Origin of the sequence: Methylocystis sp. ATCC 49242, from assembly GCF_000188155.2 — a bacterium.
Classification (GTDB): Bacteria; Pseudomonadota; Alphaproteobacteria; order Rhizobiales; family Beijerinckiaceae; genus Methylocystis.
Map to the genome: position 1 here is coordinate 3,685,279 of NZ_KE124774.1, position 23,913 is coordinate 3,709,191.

Annotated in this window: 24 protein-coding genes; 17 read left to right on the plus strand and 7 right to left on the minus strand. The window is 62.8% G+C overall.

The features are described from left to right. The first annotated feature begins 74 nt into the window (after positions 1–74). The 16 genes from secG to MET49242_RS20245 all read left to right on the plus strand — a co-directional run bounded on the left by secG (position 75) and on the right by MET49242_RS20245 (position 16,909). Complete coding sequence (gene secG / locus MET49242_RS20170; RefSeq protein WP_036285648.1) at positions 75–842, plus strand: preprotein translocase subunit SecG; 768 nt, start codon at positions 75–77, stop codon at positions 840–842. A gap of 109 nt (positions 843–951) precedes the next feature. Next, complete coding sequence (locus tag MET49242_RS20175; RefSeq protein ID WP_036285650.1) at positions 952–2,580, plus strand: CTP synthase; 1,629 nt, start codon at positions 952–954, stop codon at positions 2,578–2,580. A gap of 67 nt (positions 2,581–2,647) precedes the next feature. Further along, positions 2,648–3,664 carry a ParA family protein gene (locus tag MET49242_RS20180; RefSeq protein ID WP_202804174.1) on the plus strand — a complete coding sequence of 339 codons (1,017 nt, stop codon included), beginning with the start codon at positions 2,648–2,650 and terminating at the stop codon, positions 3,662–3,664. Beyond that, positions 3,657–4,265, plus strand: a complete 609-nt coding sequence (locus MET49242_RS20185) for a HEPN domain-containing protein (protein WP_036285654.1) — start codon at positions 3,657–3,659, stop codon at positions 4,263–4,265. Before MET49242_RS20180 ends, MET49242_RS20185 begins: the two co-directional genes overlap by 8 nt. A 305-nt stretch (positions 4,266–4,570) precedes the next feature. Next, positions 4,571–4,828, plus strand: coding sequence for an AbrB/MazE/SpoVT family DNA-binding domain-containing protein (locus MET49242_RS20190; RefSeq protein WP_036285657.1), 258 nt, complete (start codon positions 4,571–4,573; stop codon positions 4,826–4,828). Next, positions 4,829–5,161 (plus strand): type II toxin-antitoxin system PemK/MazF family toxin, encoded by a 333-nt coding sequence (locus MET49242_RS20195; protein ID WP_036285659.1) that lies wholly within the window; start codon positions 4,829–4,831, stop codon positions 5,159–5,161. It abuts the gene before it with no gap. A gap of 7 nt (positions 5,162–5,168) precedes the next feature. Then, entirely contained in the window at positions 5,169–5,606 is a 438-nt protein-coding gene (locus MET49242_RS20200; RefSeq protein ID WP_036285660.1) for a hypothetical protein, read from the plus strand. 261 nt (positions 5,607–5,867) lie between these two features. Continuing rightward, complete coding sequence (locus tag MET49242_RS20205) at positions 5,868–7,640, plus strand: acetolactate synthase 3 large subunit (protein ID WP_036285662.1); 1,773 nt, start codon at positions 5,868–5,870, stop codon at positions 7,638–7,640. Between the two features lie 69 nt (positions 7,641–7,709). Further along, positions 7,710–8,261, plus strand: a complete 552-nt coding sequence (gene ilvN / locus MET49242_RS20210; RefSeq protein ID WP_036285664.1) for an acetolactate synthase small subunit — start codon at positions 7,710–7,712, stop codon at positions 8,259–8,261. Between the two features lie 167 nt (positions 8,262–8,428). Next, positions 8,429–9,937, plus strand: coding sequence for an outer membrane protein (locus MET49242_RS20215; RefSeq protein ID WP_158497342.1), 1,509 nt, complete (start codon positions 8,429–8,431; stop codon positions 9,935–9,937). Between the two features lie 148 nt (positions 9,938–10,085). Next, complete coding sequence (gene ilvC / locus MET49242_RS20220) at positions 10,086–11,105, plus strand: ketol-acid reductoisomerase (RefSeq protein ID WP_036285667.1); 1,020 nt, start codon at positions 10,086–10,088, stop codon at positions 11,103–11,105. Positions 11,106–11,221: 116 nt separating this feature from the next. Continuing rightward, complete coding sequence (locus MET49242_RS20225; RefSeq protein ID WP_051134350.1) at positions 11,222–12,103, plus strand: nuclear transport factor 2 family protein; 882 nt, start codon at positions 11,222–11,224, stop codon at positions 12,101–12,103. Between the two features lie 9 nt (positions 12,104–12,112). Then, the gene (locus MET49242_RS20230; protein WP_036285668.1) at positions 12,113–13,021 is read left to right on the plus strand and encodes a PhzF family phenazine biosynthesis protein; all 909 of its coding nucleotides are present in this window, start codon (positions 12,113–12,115) and stop codon (positions 13,019–13,021) included. Further along, the gene (locus tag MET49242_RS20235; RefSeq protein WP_036285669.1) at positions 13,018–13,752 is read left to right on the plus strand and encodes an NUDIX hydrolase; all 735 of its coding nucleotides are present in this window, start codon (positions 13,018–13,020) and stop codon (positions 13,750–13,752) included. The genes MET49242_RS20230 and MET49242_RS20235 overlap by 4 nt, the downstream gene beginning before the upstream one ends. Positions 13,753–13,784: 32 nt before the next feature. Next, positions 13,785–15,599 (plus strand): 3-dehydroquinate synthase, encoded by a 1,815-nt coding sequence (gene aroB / locus MET49242_RS24520; protein ID WP_084679241.1) that lies wholly within the window; start codon positions 13,785–13,787, stop codon positions 15,597–15,599. A gap of 5 nt (positions 15,600–15,604) precedes the next feature. Next, entirely contained in the window at positions 15,605–16,909 is a 1,305-nt protein-coding gene (locus tag MET49242_RS20245; RefSeq protein ID WP_036285670.1) for an HlyC/CorC family transporter, read from the plus strand. A 6-nt stretch (positions 16,910–16,915) separates the two neighbouring features. Here the strand turns inward: MET49242_RS20245 and MET49242_RS20250 are convergent, their stop codons facing one another. The 3 genes from MET49242_RS20250 to MET49242_RS20260 all read right to left on the minus strand — a co-directional run bounded on the left by MET49242_RS20250 (position 16,916) and on the right by MET49242_RS20260 (position 19,221). Next, positions 16,916–18,277 (minus strand): HWE histidine kinase domain-containing protein, encoded by a 1,362-nt coding sequence (locus MET49242_RS20250; protein WP_051134351.1) that lies wholly within the window; start codon positions 18,275–18,277, stop codon positions 16,916–16,918. 162 nt (positions 18,278–18,439) lie between these two features. Next, positions 18,440–18,994: a sigma-70 family RNA polymerase sigma factor gene (locus MET49242_RS20255; protein ID WP_036285671.1), complete on the minus strand. Its 555-nt coding sequence runs from the start codon at positions 18,992–18,994 to the stop codon at positions 18,440–18,442. Next, entirely contained in the window at positions 18,991–19,221 is a 231-nt protein-coding gene (locus MET49242_RS20260) for a NepR family anti-sigma factor (protein ID WP_036285672.1), read from the minus strand. The genes MET49242_RS20255 and MET49242_RS20260 overlap by 4 nt, the downstream gene beginning before the upstream one ends. Positions 19,222–19,412: 191 nt before the next feature. Between MET49242_RS20260 and MET49242_RS20265 the strand changes: the two genes are divergently transcribed. Next, positions 19,413–20,201, plus strand: coding sequence for a response regulator (locus tag MET49242_RS20265; RefSeq protein ID WP_036285673.1), 789 nt, complete (start codon positions 19,413–19,415; stop codon positions 20,199–20,201). Between the two features lie 41 nt (positions 20,202–20,242). On the opposite strand, the gene MET49242_RS20270 is transcribed toward MET49242_RS20265, so the two are convergent. Genes MET49242_RS20270 through MET49242_RS20285 form a run of 4 tightly spaced genes read right to left on the minus strand, consistent with a single transcriptional unit; the run spans position 20,243 to position 23,906 of the window. Beyond that, positions 20,243–20,533: a ferredoxin family protein gene (locus MET49242_RS20270; RefSeq protein WP_036285674.1), complete on the minus strand. Its 291-nt coding sequence runs from the start codon at positions 20,531–20,533 to the stop codon at positions 20,243–20,245. A 43-nt stretch (positions 20,534–20,576) separates the two neighbouring features. Continuing rightward, positions 20,577–21,884, minus strand: coding sequence for an FAD-dependent oxidoreductase (locus tag MET49242_RS20275; protein ID WP_036288920.1), 1,308 nt, complete (start codon positions 21,882–21,884; stop codon positions 20,577–20,579). Positions 21,885–21,939: 55 nt separating this feature from the next. Next, complete coding sequence (locus tag MET49242_RS20280; RefSeq protein WP_036285675.1) at positions 21,940–23,043, minus strand: electron transfer flavoprotein subunit alpha/FixB family protein; 1,104 nt, start codon at positions 23,041–23,043, stop codon at positions 21,940–21,942. An 11-nt stretch (positions 23,044–23,054) separates the two neighbouring features. Further along, a complete protein-coding gene (locus tag MET49242_RS20285) occupies positions 23,055–23,906 on the minus strand; it encodes an electron transfer flavoprotein subunit beta/FixA family protein (protein ID WP_036285678.1) in 852 nt (283 codons plus the stop codon). Positions 23,907–23,913 lie beyond the last annotated feature (7 nt).

A 23,913-nucleotide genomic window follows, 5' to 3' on the forward strand; every position in this document is an offset into this window, starting at 1 on the left:
TGGTGTAGAAGCGCGGCGGAATATGGCGTCGAGCGCCGCGTCTTGCGGTCGGCTCCGCAGGGAGAAGGGTTAAAATGCAGCAGGTCATCATCGCGATCCACCTGATGGTGGTGACGGCGCTCGTCATTCTCGTCCTTTATCAAAAGTCCGAGGGCGGCGCGCTCGGCATGGGCGGAAGCGGCGTCTTCACCGGCCGCGGCCAGGCCAATGCGCTGACCCGCGCGACCGGCATCCTCGCGACGATCTTCTTCATCACGAGCATCGCGCTGACGGTCCTGCCGGCCTGGGAGCGTCGCGCCGCCGGCGGCGACGACTGGACCAAGGCGATCGATCAGGACTCGATCAAGTTCAAGGAGCTCAAGCCGGAAGACAAGGGCGCCAAGCCCGGCGAAGCCGCGCCCGTTCCGGAAGCCGGCAAGGACAGCATCTTCGAGCAGCTGCAGCGCGCACAGCAGAAGCGCCAGCAGACTGCGCCCGCCGAGCCGGCCCCGGCGCCCCCCGCCGCTCCGGCTCCGGCCGCGCCTGCCGCCGAAAAGCCGGCCCTGCGTCCGTCGCAGGAGCCCCCGAAGGCGCCCGAGGCCGCCGCTCCGGCCGAGGCCCCGAAGGTAGAGGCGCCCAAGACCGAAGCTCCGAAGTCTGAAGCGCCGAAGTGGGAATCCCCGAAGACCGAAGCGCCCGCAGGCGAGGCCCCGAAATCAGAGGCTCCGGCAGTCGACGCCCCCAAGGCCGAGGCCCCGAAGACCGAGGCGGCCCCCGTCGCCCCGGCGGCGCCTGCGCCGGAGGTCAAGCCTGCCGAGACGAAGCCGGCCGCGCCGACGATCTGGAAGTCGCCCACGCAGTAAGCGCGGGCTTCTCAGCTCCCTCGAAAAAGAAATCGGCTGGGGAAGAACCCTTCCCCGGCCCAATTATGTGCTACCCAAATCCAGCGAAAGGCGTTAGGCGTTAAGCCCCATGGCGCGCTACATCTTCATCACCGGCGGCGTGGTCTCCTCACTTGGCAAGGGTCTCGCGTCGGCGGTTCTCGGCGCGCTCCTGCAGGCGCGCGGCTACACGGTCCGGCTTCGCAAGCTCGATCCCTATCTCAACATCGATCCGGGGACGATGAGCCCCTATCAGCACGGCGAAGTCTTCGTCACCGACGACGGCGCCGAGACGGATCTCGATCTCGGCCATTACGAGCGCTTCACCGGCCGCCCGGCGTCGCGGCAGGACAATGTCACGACCGGCCGCATCTATCAGGACATCATCAACAAGGAGCGGCGCGGCGATTATCTCGGCGCGACGATCCAGGTCATTCCGCACGTCACCAACGCCATCAAGGAGTTCGTGCTGGAAGGCAATGAGAACGTCGATTTCGCGCTGATCGAGATCGGCGGCACGGTGGGCGACATCGAGGGCCTGCCCTTCTTCGAGGCGATCCGCCAGCTCAAGAACGATCTGCCGCCGCATCACTGCATCTATATCCATCTCACGCTGCTGCCCTTCATCCCCAGCGCGGGCGAGCTCAAGACCAAGCCGACGCAGCATTCGGTGAAGGAGCTGCGCTCCATCGGCATCCAGCCGGACATTCTGCTCTGCCGCACCGATCGCGAGATACCGCGCGAGGAGCGCCGCAAGCTCGGCCTGTTCTGCAACGTGCGCGAGCAGGCGGTCATCGAGGCGCGCGACGCGGCCAACATCTACGACGTGCCGCGCGCCTATCATGCGGCGGGGCTGGACGCGCAGGTGCTCGCGGCCTTCGGCATCGAGCCGGCGCCCAAGCCCGACATGAGCCGCTGGAACGCGGTCACGCAGCGGATCATGAATCCCGAGGGCGAGGTCACCATCGCGGTGGTGGGCAAATACACCGAGATGAAGGACGCCTATAAGAGCCTCATAGAGGCGCTCGCCCATGGCGGCCTCGCCAATCGCGTGAAGGTCAATCTCGACTGGATCGAATCGGAGATATTCGAAAGCGCCGATCCGGCCGCGCATCTGGAGCATGTGCACGGCATCATGGTGCCGGGCGGCTTCGGCCAGCGCGGCGCGGAGGGCAAGATTCTCGCGGCCCGATTCGCGCGCGAGCGGGGCGTGCCCTATTTCGGCATCTGCTTCGGCATGCAGATGGCGGTGATCGAGGCGGCGCGGGCGCTGGCGGGCATCGAAAAGGCCAACTCCACCGAATTCGGCCCCTGCGAGGAGCCGGTCGTGGGCCTGATGACCGAATGGCTCAAGGGCAACGAGCTCGAAAAGCGCGGCGTCGGCGAGGGTTTAGGCGGCACCATGCGCCTCGGCGCCTATCCGGCGCTGCTCAAGCCCGGCTCGCGTATCGCGCAGATTTACGGCGCGACGGAAATATCCGAGCGCCACCGCCATCGCTACGAGGTGAATTTCGCCTATCGCGAGCGACTGGAGGAAAAGGGGCTGCTGTTTGCGGGCACGTCCCCCGACGGCCTGCTGCCCGAGACGGTCGAAATCCCCGACCACCCCTGGTTCATCGGCGTGCAATATCACCCCGAGCTGAAGTCGCGGCCATTTGAACCGCACCCGCTCTTTGCGAGCTTTATTGCGGCGGCGAAGGCGCAGAGTCGGTTGGTGTAATCACCGTATCTCTGTGATGCGCAATGGTATTTAACTGTCTTAGGGTTCTAAAATGTCAAAAAGGTTGGTGATTTTTAATCACAAGGGCGGTGTCAGCAAGACTACAACTGCCTATAACATAGGCTGGATGCTGTCTAAGAAAGGAAGCCGAGTGCTTCTTGTTGACGCTGACCCTCAATGTAATTTGACAAGTTTGATTTTGTCTGATGAATTCGAAAAATATTATTTGGAGGATGAGACTAAAAAACAAAATATCAAGGACGGAGTCGCTGCAGCCTTTGAGGGCAAGCCCACCCCAATCGCTGCTGTGACATGCTCAAGCCCATCGAGAGCACCTACATTATATTTACTGGCTGGGCATGCCAATCTGTCTGAATATGACGCTGCGCTTACCCTGGCGCAGACCTCTAATAATGCTATCGCTACGTTGCAGAATTTGCCGGGCGCATTCGCTGAATTGCTGCGCCTTACAGAAGCGCATTATAACATCGATTATACTATAATTGATTTAAATCCGAGCCTGAGCGCTATTAATCAAAATTTATTCCTAATATCGAATGCTTTCCTGATCCCGACAAATCCTGATCCTTTCTCGATAATGGCGCTCGGGACTCTTAAGAACGTTATACCTCGTTGGATGCGGTGGAAGCGTGACGCTATCTCTTTGTTCGCAGATGCCGCGTATCCGTTGTCCGGGGAAACACCTAAATTCATAGGAACGTTAATTCAACGATTCAATATTCGTAACGGTAAGGCTGCCCGCCCGTATCGCGATAACATACTTGAAATTAAGGCTCAGGTCGCAGAGCAGTTTGTCCCGGCAATTATGCGCGAAGGGATGACCCTTGCGGATGCAGAATATGGTCAGTTGAAATCGGCAGAGTATTGTCTTGGGGAGATCCCTGATTTCCAGGGGCTACTCCCGAAGTCCCACAATGTTGGCGTTCCTGTCTTTGAGCTTTCCGACGATGAAATAAATGAAACTGGAAAAGTTCTATCTGAATTCATTATCAAGAGAAATAAGTTCTACGAACAATTTGAGGAAATTTGTGCTAATATAACTAAATATATGAGCCATGCATAGCGCGGTTAAGGTTTTTGAAAATAGCATCACGGACGCTCGTGGGTTGTCAGGCCTGCATGCTTTTCTTTCGGAAAACGTAAAAGCACCGATTTCTTTTGATGACCTGCTTAGGTTTCAGATTGTCTATACCGTTAGTGCATTCGACAAGCTGATGCACGATTTAATACGAATTGGAATGCTTGAGGCCTATCTCGGGAAACGACCAATCACAGCTCGATTTCACTCGGAAACTATCACAATAAAATTTCACTCTTCGTTGGTCGGTGCAACGACGCCACCGAAGGAGGTTCTATTTGAGCAGGAGATTGCTAGAAAGTTGAGTTATTTGTCGTTTCAAGATCCGGACAAAATAGGGGAGGGTCTTTCTCTAATTTGGGATGAAAAGCACAAATGGACGAAGATCGCTAATGCTATGGGCCATGACCCAGACGCGGTTCGTACTAAGCTTAAATTAATCGTGAGTCGACGAAATGCAATTGTGCACGAGTCGGATATGCAGCCAATTACGAACGTAAAGACGTCAATTTCTGAAGCAGAAACGGCAGATATAACGGGGTTTGTTGAGCTGGTAGGCAAAACTATAGGTAATTTAGTGAAATAACGCCTATGGCGTGCTCCTGCCACTCCACTCCGCCGCCAGCACCTGCGGCGGAGGAAACGCAATTTCCATCAGCGTGCCTTCTTTCTTGTGGCTCTTGATCGAGGAACTCGCAGGCGGGCTTCGATCAGCGCCTCTGTGAGCGGCAGGCGGAGGCCCGCCACGCGTGTTGCGTGAGGCGTCGTATTTCTTTGGCGGAATAGCTTTCCTCTGGGCAAAACTCCCACGCCCCGTGAATGCCCGGCAGACAACATTGCAAAAGTCAGGATTCCAGATTATACTAAAATATAATCTATAAGGAAGTCGCCATGCACACAACCTCTCTCCACAAAGTCGGCGGCTCCGTCATGCTCGCCGTCCCGCCCGCAATCCTCGACCTTCTCGATCTAAAGGCCGGCGCGACGGTCGGCGTCTCCGTCGAGGACGGCAAGCTCGTTATCGCCCCCACGACGAAGCCCCGCTACAAGCTCGAGGAACTTCTCGCACAATGCGACGCCGCGGCGGAGCCGTCCGAAGAAGACCGCGTCTGGCTCGACGACAAGCCGCAGGGCGGCGAGCTGATCTGAATGGACCGCGGCGACATCTATCTCGTCTCGCTCGATCCGACCTCGGGCCATGAGCAGAAGGGCGCGCGGCCCGTGCTAATCGTTTCCGCGAGCGCTTTCAACCGGCTGACGAAAACCCCGATCGTTTTACCGATCGCGGGCGGCGGCGCTTTCGCCCGGACGGCCGGCTTTGCTGTTTCGCTCACGGGCGTCGGCACGCAAACCACCGGCGTCATCCGATGCGATCAGCCCCGCGCACTGGACCTTTCCGCGCGGCGCGCCAAAAAACTGGAAAGCGCCCCCGACGACATCGTCGCCGAGGCGTTAGCGAAGCTCGCCGCAATCCTCGAATAGGGGCGCCATGAGCGAAACGGCTTACCGCATCGTCCCCAACTCGCTCGGCCCCCGCCGCGATTTCCGCATCACCGTCGGGCTGCGGGAGGGCTGGGACCCGGAGGGGCGGGTCTATGACGTTTCGGAAGCGGTGCGCACCGCTCGCGCCTGGATGCGCAGGCGGGTGGAGCAGGGGCTTCCGGCGCTCTCGGGCATGTTTACGCGCGGCGAGGTGACCTACGCCTGGCCGAAAGAGGACGGGACGGCGGGCTCCGACCGCGAGCCGGTGGCGATCTTCGACGGCGAAGCCGTGCACGCCTATCTCGGCCATCTGCCGGACGCCGACATAGAGGCGATGCTGAACGAACTCGCGTCCGAACTCGGGCAGGCGCTGGGGCAGGAGCGCCTTTACGTCTCCTTTTGCGGGAGGAACTGGATCCTTGACGCCGGCGCCGACGGCGCGTGACCCGCGCCCTGTCCGCGCGCGGGAGCCGTCGCCCTCCCTTCGCTGGAGAAGCGTAATCGCCGCTTGATTCTCCGCCGCGCGTCCCTTAACGTCGACGCATCCGAAAAAAGCGGGACGCAGAATGCGCGGTCTTCTCGTAGTACGCAGAGCGCCGGAGACGGAGCGGGGCTAGCGCCCGCTGTCCGCCGATGGCGCTTGACCCAAGGCCCCGTGTGGGCCTTTTTTGTTGCCCGCCGCACGAAGAGCAAACGGAACGGAAAAATGTCGAAGGAAATGACCGGCGCCGAGATGGTGGTCGAGGCCCTGAAGGATCAGGGCGTGGAAATTATTTTCGGCTATCCCGGCGGCGCCGTCCTTCCGATCTATGATGTCCTTTTCCATCAGGAGAAGGTGCAGCACATTCTCGTGCGCCACGAGCAGGGCGCCGCCCATGCGGCCGAAGGCTATGCGCGCTCGTCGGGCAAGGTGGGCGTGCTGCTGGTGACCTCCGGCCCCGGCGCCACCAACACCGTCACCGGCCTCACCGACGCGCTGATGGATTCGATCCCGCTCGTCTGCATCACCGGGCAGGTGCCCACGCATCTCATCGGCTCCGACGCCTTCCAGGAATGCGACACGGTCGGCATCACCCGCCACTGCACCAAGCACAATTATCTGGTGAAGAGCATCAGTGACCTGCCGCGCGTGCTGCACGAGGCGTTCTATGTGGCCTCGTCCGGCCGCCCCGGCCCGGTCGTGATCGACATTCCGAAGGACGTGCAGTTCGCGCGCGGGGTCTATGCGCCCCCGCGCGGCGCGGCGCACAAGACCTATCAGCCGCGGCTCGACGCCGACATGGAGTCGATCCGCGCGGCCGTGCGGATGATGGCGGCGGCAAAACGCCCGATCTTCTATACGGGCGGCGGCGTCATCAATTCCGGCCCGGCGGCCTCGACGCTGCTGCGCGAACTGGTGAGCCTGACGGGCTTCCCTATCACCTCGACGCTGATGGGGCTCGGCGCCTATCCGGCCTCGGGCGCCAACTGGCTCGGCATGCTCGGCATGCACGGCACCTACGAGGCCAATAATGCGATGCACGACTGCGACCTGATGATCGCGGTCGGCGCGCGTTTCGACGACCGCATCACGGGGCGCCTCGACGCCTTCTCGCCGGGCTCGAAGAAGATCCATATCGACATCGATCGTTCCTCGATCAACAAGAACGTCAAGGTCGATCTCGCCATCGTCGGCGATTGCGGCCATGTGCTGGAGGCGCTGGTGCGCACCTGGCGCGCGGAGGCGATGCACGCAGACAAGCAGCCGCTGGATCACTGGTGGGCGCAGATTGACGAATGGCGCGCGAAGAAGTCGCTCGCCTTCCGAAACTCCGACACCACGATCAAGCCGCAATACGCCGTGCAGCGCCTTTATGCGCTGACGAAGGATCGCGACCCCTATGTCACGACCGAAGTCGGCCAGCACCAGATGTGGGCCGCGCAGCATTATCATTTCGACGAGCCCAACCGCTGGATGACCTCCGGCGGCCTCGGCACCATGGGCTATGGCCTGCCGGCGGCGATCGGCGCGCAGCTCGCGCATCCCAACTCGCTCGTCATCGACATTGCGGGCGAGGCGTCGATCCTGATGTGCATTCAGGAGCTTTCGACCGCGATCCAGTTCCGCCTGCCGGTCAAGGTCTTCATCCTCAACAACGAATACATGGGCATGGTGCGCCAGTGGCAGGAGCTGCTGCATGGCGGACGCTATTCCCACAGCTATTCCGAGGCGCTGCCCGATTTCGTGAAGCTTGCGGAAGCTTTCGGGGCGAAGGGAATCCGCTGCTCCGATCCGAAGGATCTCGACGCGGCGATCCAGGAGATGATCGATTACGACGGGCCGGTGCTCTTCGATTGCGTCGTCGACAAGGTCGAGAACTGCTTCCCGATGATCCCCTCGGGCAAGGCGCATAACGACATGCTGCTTGCCGACCTTTCGGACGACGCGGGCGTCGACATCGGCGCCATCATCGACGAGAAGGGCAAGATGCTCGTTTAAGGCTTGAAGCGAAGCGGCAGGCGCTGCAGCTTCGCTTCCGCCCGTCGTCGACCTGCTTCAAGGATTGAAATGAACGCTCCAGCCTCCCCGCCTTCTCCCTATTCGGCGGCCACGCCGAACGCGAAGATCGAGTCGCATACGCTTTCGGTTCTCGTCGACAATGAGCCGGGCGTCCTCGCGCGCGTCGTCGGCCTGTTCTCGGGCCGCGGCTACAATATCGAGAGCCTCACCGTCGCCGAGGTGGCGCATGCGGAGCACCATTCGCGCATCACCATAGTGACGTCCGGCGCGCCGGAGACGATCGACCAGATCCACCATCAGCTCGAGCGTCTCGTGCCGGTGAAACAGGTGACGGACCTCACTGCGTCCAAGCGCTCGCTCGAGCGCGAGCTCGCCATGGTGAAGGTGCGCGGCCGCGGGGACAATCGTAACGACGCGCTTCAGCTTGCCGAAGCCTTCCGCGCGCGCGTCGTCGACGCAACGACGGAGAGCTTCATCTTCGAGCTGACCGGCAAACCCGAGAAGATCGACGAATTCGTCGATCTGATGCGCCCCATCGGCCTCGTCGAGGTCTCGCGGACGGGCGTCGCCGCGATTTCGCGCGGACCGGACCCGATCTGACTGTAAACAATAGCCGTTTTAGTTGCTCAAATGACACAGGCGCACGCAAAAAGGGCGTAGGCTGCGCTCGCCCCGCTCGTGTGCGTTGACGCTTTCTTTGCCGTCGTCCTTCTTTGATGGAAGGCGGCCGGTCGAAGCCGAAGCGGCCCGGCCAAGGAGCGTCCCGGATGTTGAAGAAGCTTTTCCTGTCGTTCGCGGCTCTCCCGACGATCGCTCTTTCCGCGCAGGCGGCCGACCTTCCCGCGCAAAAGAGCCCGCCCCCGGCGCCGCCGCCGGTCTTTTCCTGGACGGGCTTTCATCTGGGCTTCAACCGCGGCTTCGGCGGCGCGGTGTCCGAAGCGCGCGTGGCGCTCGCCGCTCCGGGGCTCGGCGGGACGGCGACGCGGACCTTTGATCAGGCGAGCGGCTGGTTCGTCGGCGGCCAGATCGGCTACGACTACCAGTTCGAAAACGGCGTCGTGCTCGGCGTCGAGACCGACATGCAATGGAGCGATATCCGGTCGTCCCATCAGGCGACGACCATCGCCTCCAATCCCCTGCTACTCACCAATGCCGACACGAGCCACAGTCTCGACTGGTTCGGCACGACGCGCGGCCGCGTCGGTTACTCCTTTGGCCGGATGCTTCCCTATCTCACGGGCGGCGTCGCCTATGGCCAGGTGGAGGCGCGCGGCGCGCAGGCGCTCGCGGCGGGCCTCGTCAGCGTCGGCGGCGCGCGCGAGACCAATGTCGGCTGGGCGGCGGGCGCCGGCCTCGACTTCGCTCTCTCGCCCCGCCTGTCGGCCCGGGCCGAATATCTCTATCTGCAATTGCCGGGAGTCTCCGGGCCGGCCGTCGGTCTGACTCCGCCGCCGCTTCCTCCGCTCGTCGGCTCTTTCTCGACCGGTCTCGTCGAGGCGCACATGGTCCGCGGCGGCATGAATTACCGTTTTGGGGGCCTCGGCGATCTCGCGCCGTCCATGCCGCAGGGTAGCCTGTTCGACATTCTGTTCCAGAAGCCGGAGCTCGATTGGACGGGTTTTTACGTCGGCGTGAATGGCGGCTATGGCGGCGGCGTCGTGGACGGCGTCACCGGCTTCGCGCAGCCGGGCCTCGCCTTCTCGACCAGCGTCTCCAACCGCACCGGCGGCGCGGTCGCCGGCGGACAGGCCGGATACGCCTATCAGTTCGCCGATCGGTTTGTCGTGGGCGTCGAGACCGACGCGCAGTGGAGCGGTGTCCAGGCGTGGCATCAGGCGACGACCGTGGGCGGGCCGAACGGCTATGTCTTCACCGACACGCCCAACGCCATGACATGGTTCGGCACCACGCGCGCACGGCTCGGCCTCGCGCGCGGCTATTCGCTGAGCTATGTCACGGGCGGCGTGGCCTATGGCGAGATCACCGCCTCGGGGACGCAGGCGGCCGGGGCGCTCTTCACCGGCGCCGGCGCACGCTCGCAGGTTGGCTGGACGGTGGGCTCGGGGACGGAATATGCGCTCGCGCCCAATTTGTCGCTCAGGGCCGATTACCTCTATGTGAGCTTTGCGGGCGTGAGCGGCCCTGCAGCCGGGATCGCTCCCGCGCCCTTCGCGGGCGCCTTCTCTACCGGCCGCTTCGCGACGCATGTGACGCGCATCGGCCTCAACTGGCGCTTCGGCGGCGCGGGGCCGGCGCCAGTCGTCGCGAAATACTGATCTTTCTGGCTCTGCGCAAAGGCCGCCGCATCCGGCGGCCTTTGACCTTGGCGGCCGCCACGCGTAGAAGGGGCGCGCCAAATTTATGACGTCACGCCGGCGGTCCCGTCATCCGCCAAAAAACCAGACAATCAGGGAACGACAGGAAATGCGCGTTTATTACGATCGGGACGCCGACATCAATCTGATCAAGGGCAAGAAGGTCGCCATCATCGGCTACGGCAGCCAGGGCTTCGCCCACGCCCTCAACCTCAAGGAGAGCGGCGTCTCCGACGTGGCCGTGGCGCTGCGCCCGGGCTCCGCCTCCGCCGCCAAGGCCGAGGGCGCGGGCCTCAAGGTGATGACGGTTCCGGAAGCGGCCAAATGGGCCGACGTCGTGATGATGCTGACGCCCGACGAACTGCAGGGCGACATCTACGCCAACGAACTCGCCCCGAATCTGAAGCAGGGCGCGGCGCTGCTCTTCGCTCACGGCCTCAACATCCATTTCAGCCTGATCGAGCCGCGCAAGGATCTCGATGTGATGATGGTCGCCCCCAAGGGCCCCGGCCACACGGTGCGCGGCGAATATCTCAAGGGCGGCGGCGTTCCGTGCCTCGTCGCTGTGCATCAGGACGCCTCCGGCAACGCCAAGCAGATCGCTCTGTCCTACGCTTCTGCCATCGGCGGCGGCCGCGCGGGCATCATCGAGACCACCTTCCGTGAGGAGTGCGAGACCGATCTCTTCGGCGAGCAGGTCGTGCTTTGCGGCGGCCTCGTCGAGCTGATCCGCAATGGCTTCGAGACGCTGGTCGAAGCCGGCTATGCGCCGGAGATGGCCTATTTCGAGTGCCTGCACGAGGTGAAGCTGATCGTCGACCTGATCTATGAAGGCGGCATCGCCAACATGAACTATTCAGTGTCGAACACGGCCGAATATGGCGAATATGTCACCGGCCCGCGCATCATCACGCCGGAAACCAAGGCCGAGATGAAGCGCGTGCTCGAGGACATCCAGTCCGGCAAGTTCACCCGCGACTGGATGCTCGAGAACAAGGTCAATCAGACCTCCTTCAAGGCGACGCGCGCGCGCAACAATGCGCATCCGATCGAGGAAGTCGGCGCGCGCCTGCGCGCCATGATGCCCTGGATCGGCAAGAACAAGCTTGTCGACAAAGACCGCAATTGACGCATAATAGCTGAAAATAATCGAGAATCGCCTCCGGACTCTGGGTCCGGGGGCGTCGTCTGCGCGAGGGGCGCCGACGACGAGGGGGAGCCGCCCGTTTCGGGCGAGAGTTTTATATGCACGGACCGGGCGGGCGTCGCGGCCAGAACGCCGCAGCCGAATTGCGTCGGCGCGTCCATGAGATCATTCGTTTGCGCATGGCCGGCGACGTCGCGTCGATGGTCAGGCTTTTCGTCGAAAACGTCGAACTCACCTACAATTGCACCAAGCTGGGGCTCTTTCCGGCCGGCCAATGGCGCGGCCGCGACGCGCTGCGCGAAAATCTGCGTCGCACCGACATCGATTATGAACCTCTCGATGCGGAAATCCTCTCCGTGCTCGTCGAGGGCGATCGCACGGCCGTGCGCTGGCTCGGCAAGTGGCGTCATCGCGCGACCGGCCAGATTTTCCGGATGGACATGGCGCATTTCCTGCGCTGGAGAAACGGCCTCGTCGCGCAGATGAGCGAATTCGTCGATCATCACTGCGCGTCGCGCGCGCCGGATGTCCTGATCCCGAATTTCGAGGAGATGCTGGCGCCGGGCGACCCGGGACTGGATCGCGACGAGATCGCGCGGCGGATGATCGAATTGGGCAATTTCTCCGAACGGGGACCGAGCGTCGCGCTGTTCCGGGAATTCTGCGCGCCGGACGTCGTCTGCGAATTCGTCGGCGACAGGGCGAGCATTTCCTACGCCGGCCGGCACCGCGGCATGGAGGCGCTCGCCAATATCATCCGCACGATCGGCGTCGAATTCGAGCAGCTCGGCCACGCCATGCCGGAGGTGGTCGTCGACGGCGACTGCGCGGCGGTTCGACGCACGGTGGAATGGCGGCATCGCGGCACTGGCCGGCTCGGGCTGGTCGAGCTTGCCGATTTCGCGCGCTTCCGGAAGGGCCTGATCGTCGAGATCGTCGAATTTCGCGACAGCGTCGCGCTCCTGCAGATGCAGGACTGACCCGACCCCGTGGCCCGCAAGCTCCCCTATCACCTGCTCGACGTCTTCACGGACCGTCGCTTTTGCGGCAACCCGCTTGCCGTCGTCGAGGGCGCCGATGGGCTGACGGCGACCGAAATGCAGGCCATCGCCCGTGAATTCAACCTCAGCGAGACGGTGTTTCTCCAGTCGCCGCAAGATCCTGTGAACAGCGCCCGCGCGCGCATCTTCACGCCGCAAAAGGAACTGCCCTTCGCCGGCCATCCCACGATCGGCGCGGCGGCGCTGCTCGCGGAGACGCGGGCGGGCGACATTCTCGCGCGAAGCGACGTCGTCATCGTTCTGGAGGAGGAAATCGGCGCATTGCGCTGCGAGGCGCTGCGCGGGCGCAACGGCGTGACCTATGCGCAAACGGCGCTGCCGGCCGCGCCGCGAAAAATCGGGGAGAGCCCGGCGCGCGAAGCTCTCGCCGCCGCCCTGTCGCTGACGCCGGGAGAGATCGGCTTCGGGGCGCATGTCCCGACGATCTATTCGGCCGGCGCCCCTTTCCTCTTCGTTCCCCTCCAGTCCCGCGAGGCGCTCGACCGGGCGCGCCGGGGGCCGACATTCGCGGACGCCGTGGGCGAGGCGATCGGCGCCTTCCTCTATACGCATGATACCGTCGACTCCGCCAGCGCGATCCATGCGCGCATGTACGCCCATGGTCTGGGCATCGACGAGGACCCCGCGACAGGCTCGGCCGCGGCCGCCTTCGCGGGCGTCGCCCATGAATTCGAGCGGCCCGACGACGGAGAGCACGAACTGTTCATCGAACAGGGCTACGCCATGGGCCGGCCCTCGCGCATCACCTTGCGCATGACGGTCGAAAATGGCGCTCTCGCCGGCGTCGCCATCGGCGGCCAGGTCGTGCGCGTCGGCGAGGGAGCGCTGCGCCTGTGACCGAAGCCTTGCGCATCGTCGATGTCGACAGGGTCGATTGCCGCCTCGTCACGCATCACTGGGAATTTGCCCGCGCGCGAGCGGCGGACATCGACCGACATTGGGCCGAGCGCCGGCGCGAGAACCCCTCACTCTACGACGGCCCGGTGTTGCTCGCCTGCCGCGCGGAACTCGTGACGCAGGAAGGCGCAAGAACCCTGCTGCTCGACGCCTTCGAGACGCGGTTCTCACGTTTCCTGGCCTGGCGCGATTTCGGCTGGCCCGACGAAAGCGTCTACAACTGCTTCTCCATGCCGGCGGTGCGCTCCAGTGACGGCGCCTATCTCGTGGGGGAAATGGGCGCGGACCATTCCTGCGCCGGGCAGCTCTATTTCCCGGGCGGCACGCCCGACCCTTCCGACGTGACGGAAGAGGGAGCTGTCGATCTGACCGGCAGCCTGATTCGCGAGCTCGCGGAGGAAACGGGCCTGCCGGGCGGGGAGGGGGTGGCGGCGCCGGGCTGGACGATCGTTTTCGACCGCCAGCGCGTCGCCTGTCTGAAGCGCATCGACTGGCCGGCGTCCGCTTCTGCGCTTGCGGCGCGGGCGCGGCGCTTCCTGGCGGCCGAAGACCGGCCGGAGCTTGCCGACGTCCATATGGTTTCCGGCGGAGAGTTTCTGGACGATTCACGCCTGCCGGCCTTCATGGTCGGGTTTTTGTCGAGGGCCTTCGGCCTTGCCGAGAGGGGCTGAATTTCTCGCAGGCGCAGTATAGATTGCGGGCCATGACACGGATTCTACCCATCGGCGCAACGCCGGCGCCTCCGCCCGGCGTCCTGGACGAGCGTGTTCCCGCCATCCTTGCCGGTCTTGGCGGCCGCGCCATCGTTCTCGTGGGCATGATGGGCTCGGGGAAAAGCGCCATCGGACAGCGCCTCGCCGCGCGCGTCGGCCTGCCTTTCGTGGACGCCGACGCCGAGATCGTCGCGGCGGCGGCCGGCATGTCGATCCCGGAGATTTTCGCAAAATATGGCGAGCGCTATTTCCGCGACGGCGAACGGCGGGTCATCATGCGCCTCCTGAACAGCGGCCAGATCGTGCTTGCGACGGGCGGCGGCGCCTTCATGGACCCCCGCACGCGCGAGCGCATCGCCGAGCGGGGAGTCTCGCTCTGGCTCGACGCCGATCTCAAGACGCTGATGAAACGCGTCCGCCGCAAGAACGACCGTCCGCTGCTGCACACAGACGATCCCGAAGAGACGCTGCGCCGCCTGCTGGAGGCGCGCCGGCCGATCTATGAACTCGCCGACATTCGCGTAGAGTCGCATGACGCGCCGCAAGACGTCATGGTCGAGGAAACGATGAACGCGCTGTGCGCCGAACTGCCCAGGATCGCCGTCGCGCGCGGCGCCGCGAAGAAAAAGGATTTCGCCAAGGCCATGACCCATTTGCACCCGGAACGCGCGCATGCCGATCAGGGCGCGACGCATCGCGAGATCGTGCGCGTCGCGCTCGGCGGGCGTTCCTATGACATCATCATCGGCGCGAATTTGCTCGAGGAATCCGGCGAGCACATCGTCAGGATCGCGCCTGGCGCGGCTTGCGCGATCATCACGGATGAAAATGTCGCGCGGCTGCATCTTGCGACGCTGGAGAAGAGCCTCGCGAAGTCGGGCGTTCGATACGCGACGATCGTCGTGAAGCCCGGCGAGGGATCGAAGTCGCTCGCAACCTTCGGCCGCGTCTGCGACGAGGTCCTCGCGGCGAAGATCGAAAGGCGCGATCTCATCGTCGCCTTCGGCGGCGGCGTCGTCGGCGATCTTGCAGGCTATGTCGCGGCGAGCGTGAGGCGCGGTTCGCGCTTCGTGCAGATTCCGACGACGCTTCTGTCGCAGGTCGATTCCTCCGTCGGCGGCAAGACCGGGATCAACTCGCCGTATGGCAAGAATCTGATCGGCGCCTTTCATCAGCCCTCGCTCGTATTGGCCGATGTCGACGTGCTGCGGACGCTGTCGATGCGCGAATTCCGCGCCGGCTACGCCGAGGTCGTCAAATACGGGCTCATCGGCGACAAGCGCTTCTTCGAATGGCTGGAGGCGGACGCCGAGGCCGTCTTCCACAGCCGTCCCGAGCAGATCTGCGCCGTTGCGGTGAGCTGCGAAACCAAGGCGACGATCGTCGCGCGCGACGAGACGGAGCAGGGCGACCGCGCGCTGCTCAATCTGGGCCACACATTCGGCCACGCCTTCGAGCTTCTCGCGCATTACGACAGCGAGCGTCTCGTGCATGGCGAGGGTGTGGCGATCGGCATGGTCTGCGCCGCGCGCTTCTCGGCGCGCCTCGGTCTGTGCTCGCAGGAGGACGCGGATCGGGTGGAGCGCCATCTCGCGAGCGTCGGCCTGCCGACGAAAATCTCCGACATTCCCGGCTGGAGCGGCGACGCCCAGGCGATCCTCGACGCCATGTATCAGGACAAGAAAGTCGAGGGCGGCGCGCTCACCTTCATCCTCATGCGCGGCGTCGGCGAGGCCTTCATCGCAAAGTCGGTCGATGCCGAATCGGTGAGAAGTTTCCTGCAAGACGAACTCGCGCGGACATAACGCTCATGCATGGCATCGAATCCGGAGCGCCGCAGGTCGATATCTGGACCGCCGTGCTCATCGTGGCGCTTTGCGTTTTCCTGTCGGCCTTCTTCTCCGGATCGGAGACGGCGCTCACCGCGGCGTCGCACGCCCGCATGCACACGCTCGAAAAGGAGGGCGACAAGCGCGCCGGCGTCGTCAATCGTTTGCTTCGTCAGCGTAATCGCATGATCGCCGCGCTGCTCCTTGGCAGCACGCTGGTCAATATCGGCGGCTCCGCTTTCACGACGAGCGTGCTGGTTGTCATCGCCGGCGAAAATGGCGCGGTTTACGCGACGATCATCATGACCGCGCTGCTGCTCGTCTTCGCGGAGGTTTTGCCGAAGACGCTCGCCATCAACCACCCCGACGAAATGTCTCTGCGGGTGGCGAAATTCATCATGCCCTTCGTCTCGGTCTTCGGCCCCGTGCTGGGCGCGGTGGAATTCATCGTGCGGTCGGTGCTCCGGCTTGCCGGCGTCGAGCTCGGCCACGGCCGCACGATGTTGTCGCCCTACGAGGAGCTGAAAGGCGCGGTCGACATCCTGCACGAAGAGGGCAATATCGAGCGTTCCGCGCGCGACATTTTCGGCGGCGTGCTCGATCTTCAGGTGCTGCATGTAGCGGACGTCATGATCCACCGCACCAAGATGCGCACGATCGACGCGGATCTGTCCCCCGTGCAGATCGTGCGCGAAGTGCTCTCCTCTCCCTTCACGCGCATGCCGCTCTGGCGCGAACGGCCGGACAATTTCGTCGGGGTGCTGCACTCCAAGGACCTGCTGCGCGCGCTCGACGCGGCCGGGGGCGACGCCGCCAAGATCGATATCGACGAAGTGATGTATGCGCCCTGGTTCGTTCCGGAGGCGACGACGCTCGAGGATCAGCTCGAGGCCTTTCTCAAACGCAAGACGCATTTCGCGCTGGTCGTCGACGAATATGGTGAGGTGATGGGCCTCGTGACGCTCGAGGACATTCTCGAAGAGATCGTCGGCGACATTCGCGACGAGCATGATCTCGCCGTTCAAGGCGTGCGGCCGCAGCCGGATGGCTCGGTGCTCGTCGACGGCGCGGTGCCGGTGCGCGATCTCAATCGCGTCATGGCCTGGAGCCTGCCAGACGAGGAGGCGACGACGATCGCTGGTCTCGTGATTCACGAAGCGGGCGCGATCCCGGAGGCCGGGCAGGTCTTCACCTATCATGGCTTTCGCTTCGAGGTGATGCGCAAGATACGCAACCGCGTGACGGCGCTGCGCGTGACCCCGCAGGCGGCGCGGGAGGACGAGTAGGCCCGCTCAGATTTCCGCGGTGATGTCGGCGCGAACGCCCTCGGTCTCGAAGTGTATTTCAACATCCCCGCCGAACTGGCGCGCGAGAATGTTTTTCATCAGGATTTGCCCGACGCCGACCCGATCCGGCGCTTCGACGCTGGGGCCGCCGTTCTCCGTCCATGTCAGCGCGAGATGCCGCTTCTCGCCATCCACGACGCGCCAATCGACCGTCACCTTGCCTTTGTCCGTCGAAAGCGCGCCATAACGGACGGCGTTCGACAGAAGTTCGTGGAGCGCCATGCCAAGCGCCAGCGCGACTTCGGAACGCAGTTCGACGTCTTCGCCCGAGAACGAAATACGGTCGCCGTAATCGACGCTTTCGCACGCGAACACCGTTGCGACGAGCTCCCGCACCGGCGTGCATGTCCACGACTTCGAGACGAGCAGCGTCGAGATGCGGCTGAGGCAGTGGATCCGGTTGGAGAAATTGCTTCTGAAGCAATCGAGGTTCGTCGCGGAGCGAGATGTGATATTGGCGATTCCCTGAATCATCGCCAAAGCGTTGTTGACGCGATGGTGAAGCTCCATAATCATCATTCGGCCGCGTTCCTCCGCGGCCTTGATGCCGTCGATATCCGTGATGGCGGCGATCGCGCCGATAATCTCGTTGCGGTCGCTGCGGATCGGAGCCCCGACGATGTCGATCCAGCCCCAGCTCCCGTCCCCGCGCCGATACCGACATTCGAGCGTCGGATGCTCCTCCCCCGCCAGCGCGCGAGCGAGCGGAAATTCTGACGGCTGCACGGGGGCGCCATTTTCATGCGCCGCGATCCACTGGCTGTAGGCGTCGGCGTTGTCTGAATAGATCACCGGATGTCGAAGGATCGACTCGATTGCGCGATTGCCTTCGAGAATACGGCCGCTCGGGGCCTCGGCGATCAGGACGCCGACCGGCATCGCATTGATGATGGCGCGAAGCTCATTGTTGAAGCCGGTCGATCCCGCGATCGGCTCCCGCTTGATGAGCTCCTCGTTCAACCGGGCGAGTTTCGACCGCTTTTCGCGCAGCCGCCTGTCGAAATCCTGAAGAGTGGCGGCGATCGCATCCACATCGGCGATCCCCGTCTCGACCCAATTCGTGATTTCCCCCGCCTTGAGATCCTGAGTCAGAACCGCGAGACGACTGTGCGCGTACAGCATTCGTCGACGGTAGGCGGTGAGACGATAAAGCGTGAAGAGCAGAACGAAGATCATGCCCGCGAGGGCGATGGCCGCTGCGCCCGGTCCCATGACGCAATTCTCGGCCTCTGCGGCCGCCGCTCCGCCAATTCCGATCGCGAGAACAGAAGCGAGCGGCCAGGAAAGCGCGCCCCGGATTTTCGTCACGCCTGACCGTCCCAAGCGACCCCTCCCGCAAAGTGCTGGCCCTGCGTTCTGCGACGTCCCGGCGCGGCGCGCGGCGACAACCTCATGATGCAACCGGCGAAGCCTCGCACAAGTTCCATTAAACCGATTTTTGCAGCGCAAAATTGCGCCGAAAATCGTGAATCAGGGCGTCTTGATCTCCTTGCGCGCGGTCGGCGCGCTTGTCAGCAGGTCGTCGGCGACCTCATTGAAGCCGGTCAATCCGAGATGTTCGGCGAGTTTGGCGCGGGCGCGGTTCAGACGGCTCTTGACCGTGCCGACCGCGATGCCGCAGACCTGCGCGGCCTCTTCGTAGGAGAGTTCGGTGATGCCGATCATCAGCAGGATTTCGCGATGCTCGGGGGCAAGTTTGTTCAGCGCCTTTTGCACATCCTGCATGGTGACGGTGGACTCCTGCCCGCCCTTGACCGGAATCTGCTCCGCATGGACATTGTCGCTATCCTGCACCTCGCGCGCGCGCTTCCGGTATTGCGAGAAATAGGTGTTGCGCAGGATCGTCACCAGCCAGGCGCGGAAGTTGGTCCCGGGCGCGAAGGAATCGGCGTGTGACCATGCCTTGATCAGCGTGTCCTGAACGAGGTCGTCCGCGACGCTGTAGGAGCCGGACAAAGAGACCGCAAATGCGCGAAGATACGGCATTTGCGCGACCATCTGTTCTCCGAAGGTCGCGTCTTTCATTTCTTTTCGCGCTGTTTGGCTTCGAGCTGCGCGAGCAGCACGACGAATTTGTCCGGAATGGGCTGGTGGATCAGATCGTCGCAGAACGAACGGAAAACGCGACCCAGCTCCTCCTGAATGTGCGGCTCGAGAAAAGCCTTTTCCTCAATCGTCAAATCCGCTTCTGCGCGGCGCGGATCCATCTGCTCCTGCGAGGTCGGCGTTTGGCGATTATTGTTCTCCTTCATCAGCGACCTCTAGAACGCATTCCCTTTCAGCGCAACCTTAGCGGTTTACGATCCGGATCCAGCCAATGCCCCTGATTAGCAACCCTTGCCGCGGAGAATCGTTCCCATTTTCGAGGGCAGTGGATTTTTGTGTCGGCGAACAATAAGATTCGCGCCGGGTCGGGAGTTCTTGAAAGACCGCGGGACGTCATATGAGCCTTTCAAAAGAGATTGCCCCTCATCTTCCCTACCTGCGGCGTTTCGCCCGGGCCTTGTGCGGCTCCCAGAAGAGCGGGGACGCGTATGTGGTCGCGACGCTGGAGGCGCTCATCGCCGATATCGACGCCTTTCCGAAGGAAATGTCGCCCAAAGTCGGACTTTACCATCTGTTCATGGCGTCTTGGTCGTCGATTGCGCTCAATGTCGAGGAGCCGCCCGGCGACGAACTGCCCCCCGTTCAGCGCAACATCAGCTTGCTGACCCCACGATCCCGACAGGCCTTTCTGCTGCGCACCGTCGAAGGATTTTCGTTAGAAGAAGTCGCGGCGATCCTGTCGGTCTCCGTTCCGGAGGTCGAGGCGCTGGTCGACGAAGCGGGTCGCGAGATTGCGGAGCGCGTCGCCACCGATGTTCTGATCATCGAGGATGAAGCGCTCATCGCGCAGGATATCGAGTTTATTGTTCGCGATCTCGGCCATCACGTGATCGGCATAGCGCGCACACACAAGGAGGCGATTGCGCTTGCAAAGGACAGGCAGCCGGGCCTCATCCTCGCCGACATTCAGCTGGCGGACGGCAGTTCAGGCCTCAGCGCCGTCAATGAAATGCTCGAAAGCTTCGATGCGCCGGTGATTTTCATCACGGCCTTTCCCGAGCGTCTCCTGACCGGCGAGAGGCCCGAGCCGGCCTTCCTGATCAGCAAACCCTACAAGGTCGACACGGTCAAGGCCACGATAAGTCAGGCCCTGTTCTTCCAGCGCAACGCCAGCCGCACATCCTGAAAGGCTCCGGACGCTCGCATCCGGAGCCGGGCGGCGACCGGTCAGCCGAATTTGAACAGAACGCCATATCCGCCGCGCGGATAATTCCAGACAATATCGCCTGCCGACTCGCACAAAACGCGACATGTGCCGCATTCGAGGCAACCGTCCGGCGTGATTTCCACTTGTCCGTTGCTCGTTTCCGAATAGCACCCGGCGGGACAGATGCGCGTCATCGCCAGAAGATTGGCTGACGGCTTGTCGTGCGGACGAATGCTGATGTGCGGCTTTCCGGCGTCGACCAGATAGCGGTTCTGAAAGAGTTTCTCTTCAACTCGCGCGGCTATGGACATGAGAGTTCTCCTGTCGCTTCTTCCTGTGTCCGCTTACGCAAATTCAGCGCCAGGCGCGCGCCAGACGCAGCGCGTCGCCGAACAGGCCCGTCCATGAACGTTCCTTGACAAAAGAGCGCACCGTCGCCTTCTCCTTGTCGAGTTTCGGCGTGCCGTCGACGCGCAGGAAATTTTCCATCGCCTTCGACACGAGCGACGGATAGGCAAGAAAGTAATTCTGCGAATTGGCGTGCAGCAGCGCGGGCATATCCTTGTATTTTTTCAGATCCTTCATGACGAAGCTGTCGTCGAGCAGCTTCTTGTAAAGCGCCAGATTCTGTTTCGTCATCGGTTCGCGCCGTGATTTCACCTGAAAGATCGCCTCACCCGCGAGCCGGCCGGACGTCAGGGCGAGATTCGAGCCCTCACGGTGAATGGCGTTATTGAGCTGCGCCGCGTCGCCAACGACGACCCACCCGTCCCCGAAGAGCTGCGGAATGGTTTTGTATCCGCCTTCGGGAATGAGATGCGCCGCATATTCCTTCACTTCCGACCCTTCGAGCAGCGGTTTGATCGAGGGATGCGCCTTGAAGGCTTCGAGCAGCCCGTTTGGCGTGTCTTCATTCTCCGCAAAGTCGGAAACAAGACAGCCCATGCCGACAGAAATGCTCTCTTTGTTCGTGTAAACGAAACCCATGCCTGTCATGCCCTTGGAGATCGCGCCGGCCGCCTCGATGACGACGCCCTCGTCGCCATGCAGATTGAAGCGCGCCTCGATCGTCTCGCGCGGCAGGAAATGCATTTCCTTGACGGCGAGCGCCACATGTTCAGGCTTCGGCGTTTCACGCAGTCCCGCGCGCGCGCCGAGAAGACCGTTCACGCCTTCCGCCAGAACGACGACATCGGCGAAAATGGTGCCGCCGCGCCTGTCTGTGCGTACGCCGATAACCTTGCCATAAGCGTCATTGACGAGTTCCGTCACGGTCGTCTCACTGATGACGAGCGCACCCTGCGCCTGCACCTCCCTGGAGAACCAGCGGTCGAACTGCGAACGGATGATCGTATAGCGGTTCGGCTTCTCTTCGTTGAAGTCGTCGTTGCGATATTGCAGACCGGTGTGCGAACGATCCGTCATCATCCAGAAGCGTTGTTCGACGAGATGGCGCTCGAGCGGCGCTTCCTCGCGAAAGTTCGGGATGATCTTCTCGACCATATCGGCATAGAGAATGGCGCCCTGCACATTCTTGGAGCCTGGATATTCCCCGCGCTCCAGTTGCAGCACCTTCAATCCGCGCGCGGCCATCGTATGGGCCGCGGCGTTTCCCGCCATCCCTGCGCCGATCACGATCGCGTCGAATCTCTCTTCGATCATGGCAACCTCCATATGCGCGAATTCGCGAACGCGCCTGCCGTCATGCGTGAAACCGTCAGCCTGCGAGCCTGTCGCGTTGATGTGGCGAAAGCCGCTGGCGGAAAGCCTCGGTCAGCGCGGGCAGCAGGCGAATGGCGTCCGAGACAATTCCAATATGCGCGAAGTCGAAGATTGGCGCATTTTTGTCGGTGTTGATCGCGACAATGCAATCCGCGCCTTCGACGCCGACGCGATGCTGAATGGCGCCGGAAATGCCTGCGGCGATATAGAGCTTCGGACGAATTGTCTTGCCGGTCTGCCCGATCTGCCGATCCGAAGTGAGCCATCCCTTTTGCACCAGCGGCCGCGAGCCTCCGAATTCGGCGCCGAGCGTCGAGGCCAGATTGCGCACCAGCTGGAAATTCTCCGCGCTTTGCAGCCCCAGTCCGCCGGCGACGACGACGTCGGCGAAGGCGAGATTTGTCTTGGTCGATTCGCGGTCCGGCACGAATCGCAGCAGCTTGGTGATGATCTCGTCTTCGCTGAGGTCGGGTGTGAAGGACACGATCCTTCCCGTGCGGCCTTCATCTCTCGCAGGCATGGCCATCACGCGCGGGCGTATCGTCGCCATCTGCGGACGATAGTTGAGCGTGTAGATGGTGCACAAAAGCGAGCCGCCGAAGGTGGGCCGCGTCGCGGCGAGAGATCCGTCGGCGTCCACGGCAAGTTCGGTGCAGTCGGCTGTGAGACCCGTCAGCAGCGTCGTCGCGACGGAGCCCGCGAGATCGCGTCCCAGCGTCGTGGCGCCAAGCAGGAGGATCTCCGGCTTATGCGTCTTCACGAGCTGGGTCATCGCTTTCGAGTACGACTCGTTACGATAGTCGGCGAGCACGGGGTGTTCGACAAGATACGCGAGGTCGGCGCCAAATCTGAAAGACTCCGCGGCGGCGAGCTTCGTTGCGTCGCCGGGCGCGCCAAGCACGACGCTCGCGAGTTCGACGCCAAGCTTGTCGGCGAGCTTGCGGCCTTCGCCGAGCAATTCCCAGGAAACGGGATGAACTTCGCCACGTTCGAGTTCGACGAAGACCCAGACATGTTTGTAGTCCAGAAAATGCTCAGGCAGCGCTTTCTTCGTGGAGGCCCTGTTCGACGCAGGCGCGACGGGAGCAGCGGTGGACATGTTCGTCTCCTTTAGAATCCCGAGGCAAGCTTGGTCATGTCCGCTTCGAGGGACGGTTGGCGCGAAAAAATGGCTTCGATCAGCGCTTCGGCGGAATCGCTGGCCGTCTTCGCGGGCTCCACGAAGGCTGCGCGCTCGGATCGCGGCGAAGGCGCGAAAACCTTCTTCACGATTGTCGGCGATCCCTTCAGGCCGCACTTCGTCAGATCCTCGATTCCCGCGTCCTTCGCGCTCCAGGTGACAATCTCGGCGCGCGCCGCGCGAAGCGAATCCTCAATCGCGCCGCGGCGCACTTCATTGGCGCCTTCGAGCATGGTGACCAGGCAAGGCATGGCCGTCCTGAGCACCTGGACGCCGCCTTCCGAACGCCGCTCTACGACAAGCTCGCGTTTGTCGGGGTTACATTCCGCAATCCTCGAAACGTATGTCAGCTGCAACAAGCCGAGCCGCTTCGCGACGCCGGGACCGACTTGCGCCGTGTCGCCGTCGATCGTCTGTTTTCCGGCAAAGACGATGTCTTGCGGCCCGAATGTCTCTTCGATTTTTCTGATCGCCTGCGCCAGCGCATAGGTCGTCGCCAAAGTGTCTGAACCGGCAAAAAAGCGATCCGTCAGCAGCACCGCGCGATCGGCCCCGATGGCCAGCGCCTTGCGCAAAGAGTCGGCGGCCATCGGCGGCCCCATTGTGAGCACAGTAACCTCGCCACCGAATTTGTCGCGCAGGCGCAGCGCCTCTTCGAGCGAGAAGAGATCGTATGGATTGATGATCGTCGGCACGCCTTGCCGCATGATCGTGTTCGTGACCGGATGCACGCGTATCTGCGCGCTATCGGGAACCTGCTTGATGCAAACGAGGATCTTCATCGCCTGC

Coding starts and splice junctions, on each gene's coding strand:
- secG (WP_036285648.1), top strand. CDS start 75: ATGCAGCAGGTCATCATCGCGATCCACCTGATGGTGGTGACGGCGCTC.
- MET49242_RS20175 (WP_036285650.1), top strand. CDS start 952: ATGGCGCGCTACATCTTCATCACCGGCGGCGTGGTCTCCTCACTTGGC.
- MET49242_RS20185 (WP_036285654.1), top strand. CDS start 3,657: ATGCATAGCGCGGTTAAGGTTTTTGAAAATAGCATCACGGACGCTCGT.
- MET49242_RS20190 (WP_036285657.1), top strand. CDS start 4,571: ATGCACACAACCTCTCTCCACAAAGTCGGCGGCTCCGTCATGCTCGCC.
- MET49242_RS20195 (WP_036285659.1), top strand. CDS start 4,829: ATGGACCGCGGCGACATCTATCTCGTCTCGCTCGATCCGACCTCGGGC.
- MET49242_RS20200 (WP_036285660.1), top strand. CDS start 5,169: ATGAGCGAAACGGCTTACCGCATCGTCCCCAACTCGCTCGGCCCCCGC.
- MET49242_RS20205 (WP_036285662.1), top strand. CDS start 5,868: ATGTCGAAGGAAATGACCGGCGCCGAGATGGTGGTCGAGGCCCTGAAG.
- ilvN (WP_036285664.1), top strand. CDS start 7,710: ATGAACGCTCCAGCCTCCCCGCCTTCTCCCTATTCGGCGGCCACGCCG.
- MET49242_RS20215 (WP_158497342.1), top strand. CDS start 8,429: ATGTTGAAGAAGCTTTTCCTGTCGTTCGCGGCTCTCCCGACGATCGCT.
- ilvC (WP_036285667.1), top strand. CDS start 10,086: ATGCGCGTTTATTACGATCGGGACGCCGACATCAATCTGATCAAGGGC.
- MET49242_RS20225 (WP_051134350.1), top strand. CDS start 11,222: ATGCACGGACCGGGCGGGCGTCGCGGCCAGAACGCCGCAGCCGAATTG.
- aroB (WP_084679241.1), top strand. CDS start 13,785: ATGACACGGATTCTACCCATCGGCGCAACGCCGGCGCCTCCGCCCGGC.
- MET49242_RS20245 (WP_036285670.1), top strand. CDS start 15,605: ATGCATGGCATCGAATCCGGAGCGCCGCAGGTCGATATCTGGACCGCC.
- MET49242_RS20255 (WP_036285671.1), bottom strand. CDS start 18,994: ATGAAAGACGCGACCTTCGGAGAACAGATGGTCGCGCAAATGCCGTAT.
- MET49242_RS20260 (WP_036285672.1), bottom strand. CDS start 19,221: ATGAAGGAGAACAATAATCGCCAAACGCCGACCTCGCAGGAGCAGATG.
- MET49242_RS20265 (WP_036285673.1), top strand. CDS start 19,413: ATGAGCCTTTCAAAAGAGATTGCCCCTCATCTTCCCTACCTGCGGCGT.
- MET49242_RS20270 (WP_036285674.1), bottom strand. CDS start 20,533: ATGTCCATAGCCGCGCGAGTTGAAGAGAAACTCTTTCAGAACCGCTAT.
- MET49242_RS20275 (WP_036288920.1), bottom strand. CDS start 21,884: ATGATCGAAGAGAGATTCGACGCGATCGTGATCGGCGCAGGGATGGCG.
- MET49242_RS20280 (WP_036285675.1), bottom strand. CDS start 23,043: ATGTCCACCGCTGCTCCCGTCGCGCCTGCGTCGAACAGGGCCTCCACG.
- MET49242_RS20285 (WP_036285678.1), bottom strand. CDS start 23,906: ATGAAGATCCTCGTTTGCATCAAGCAGGTTCCCGATAGCGCGCAGATA.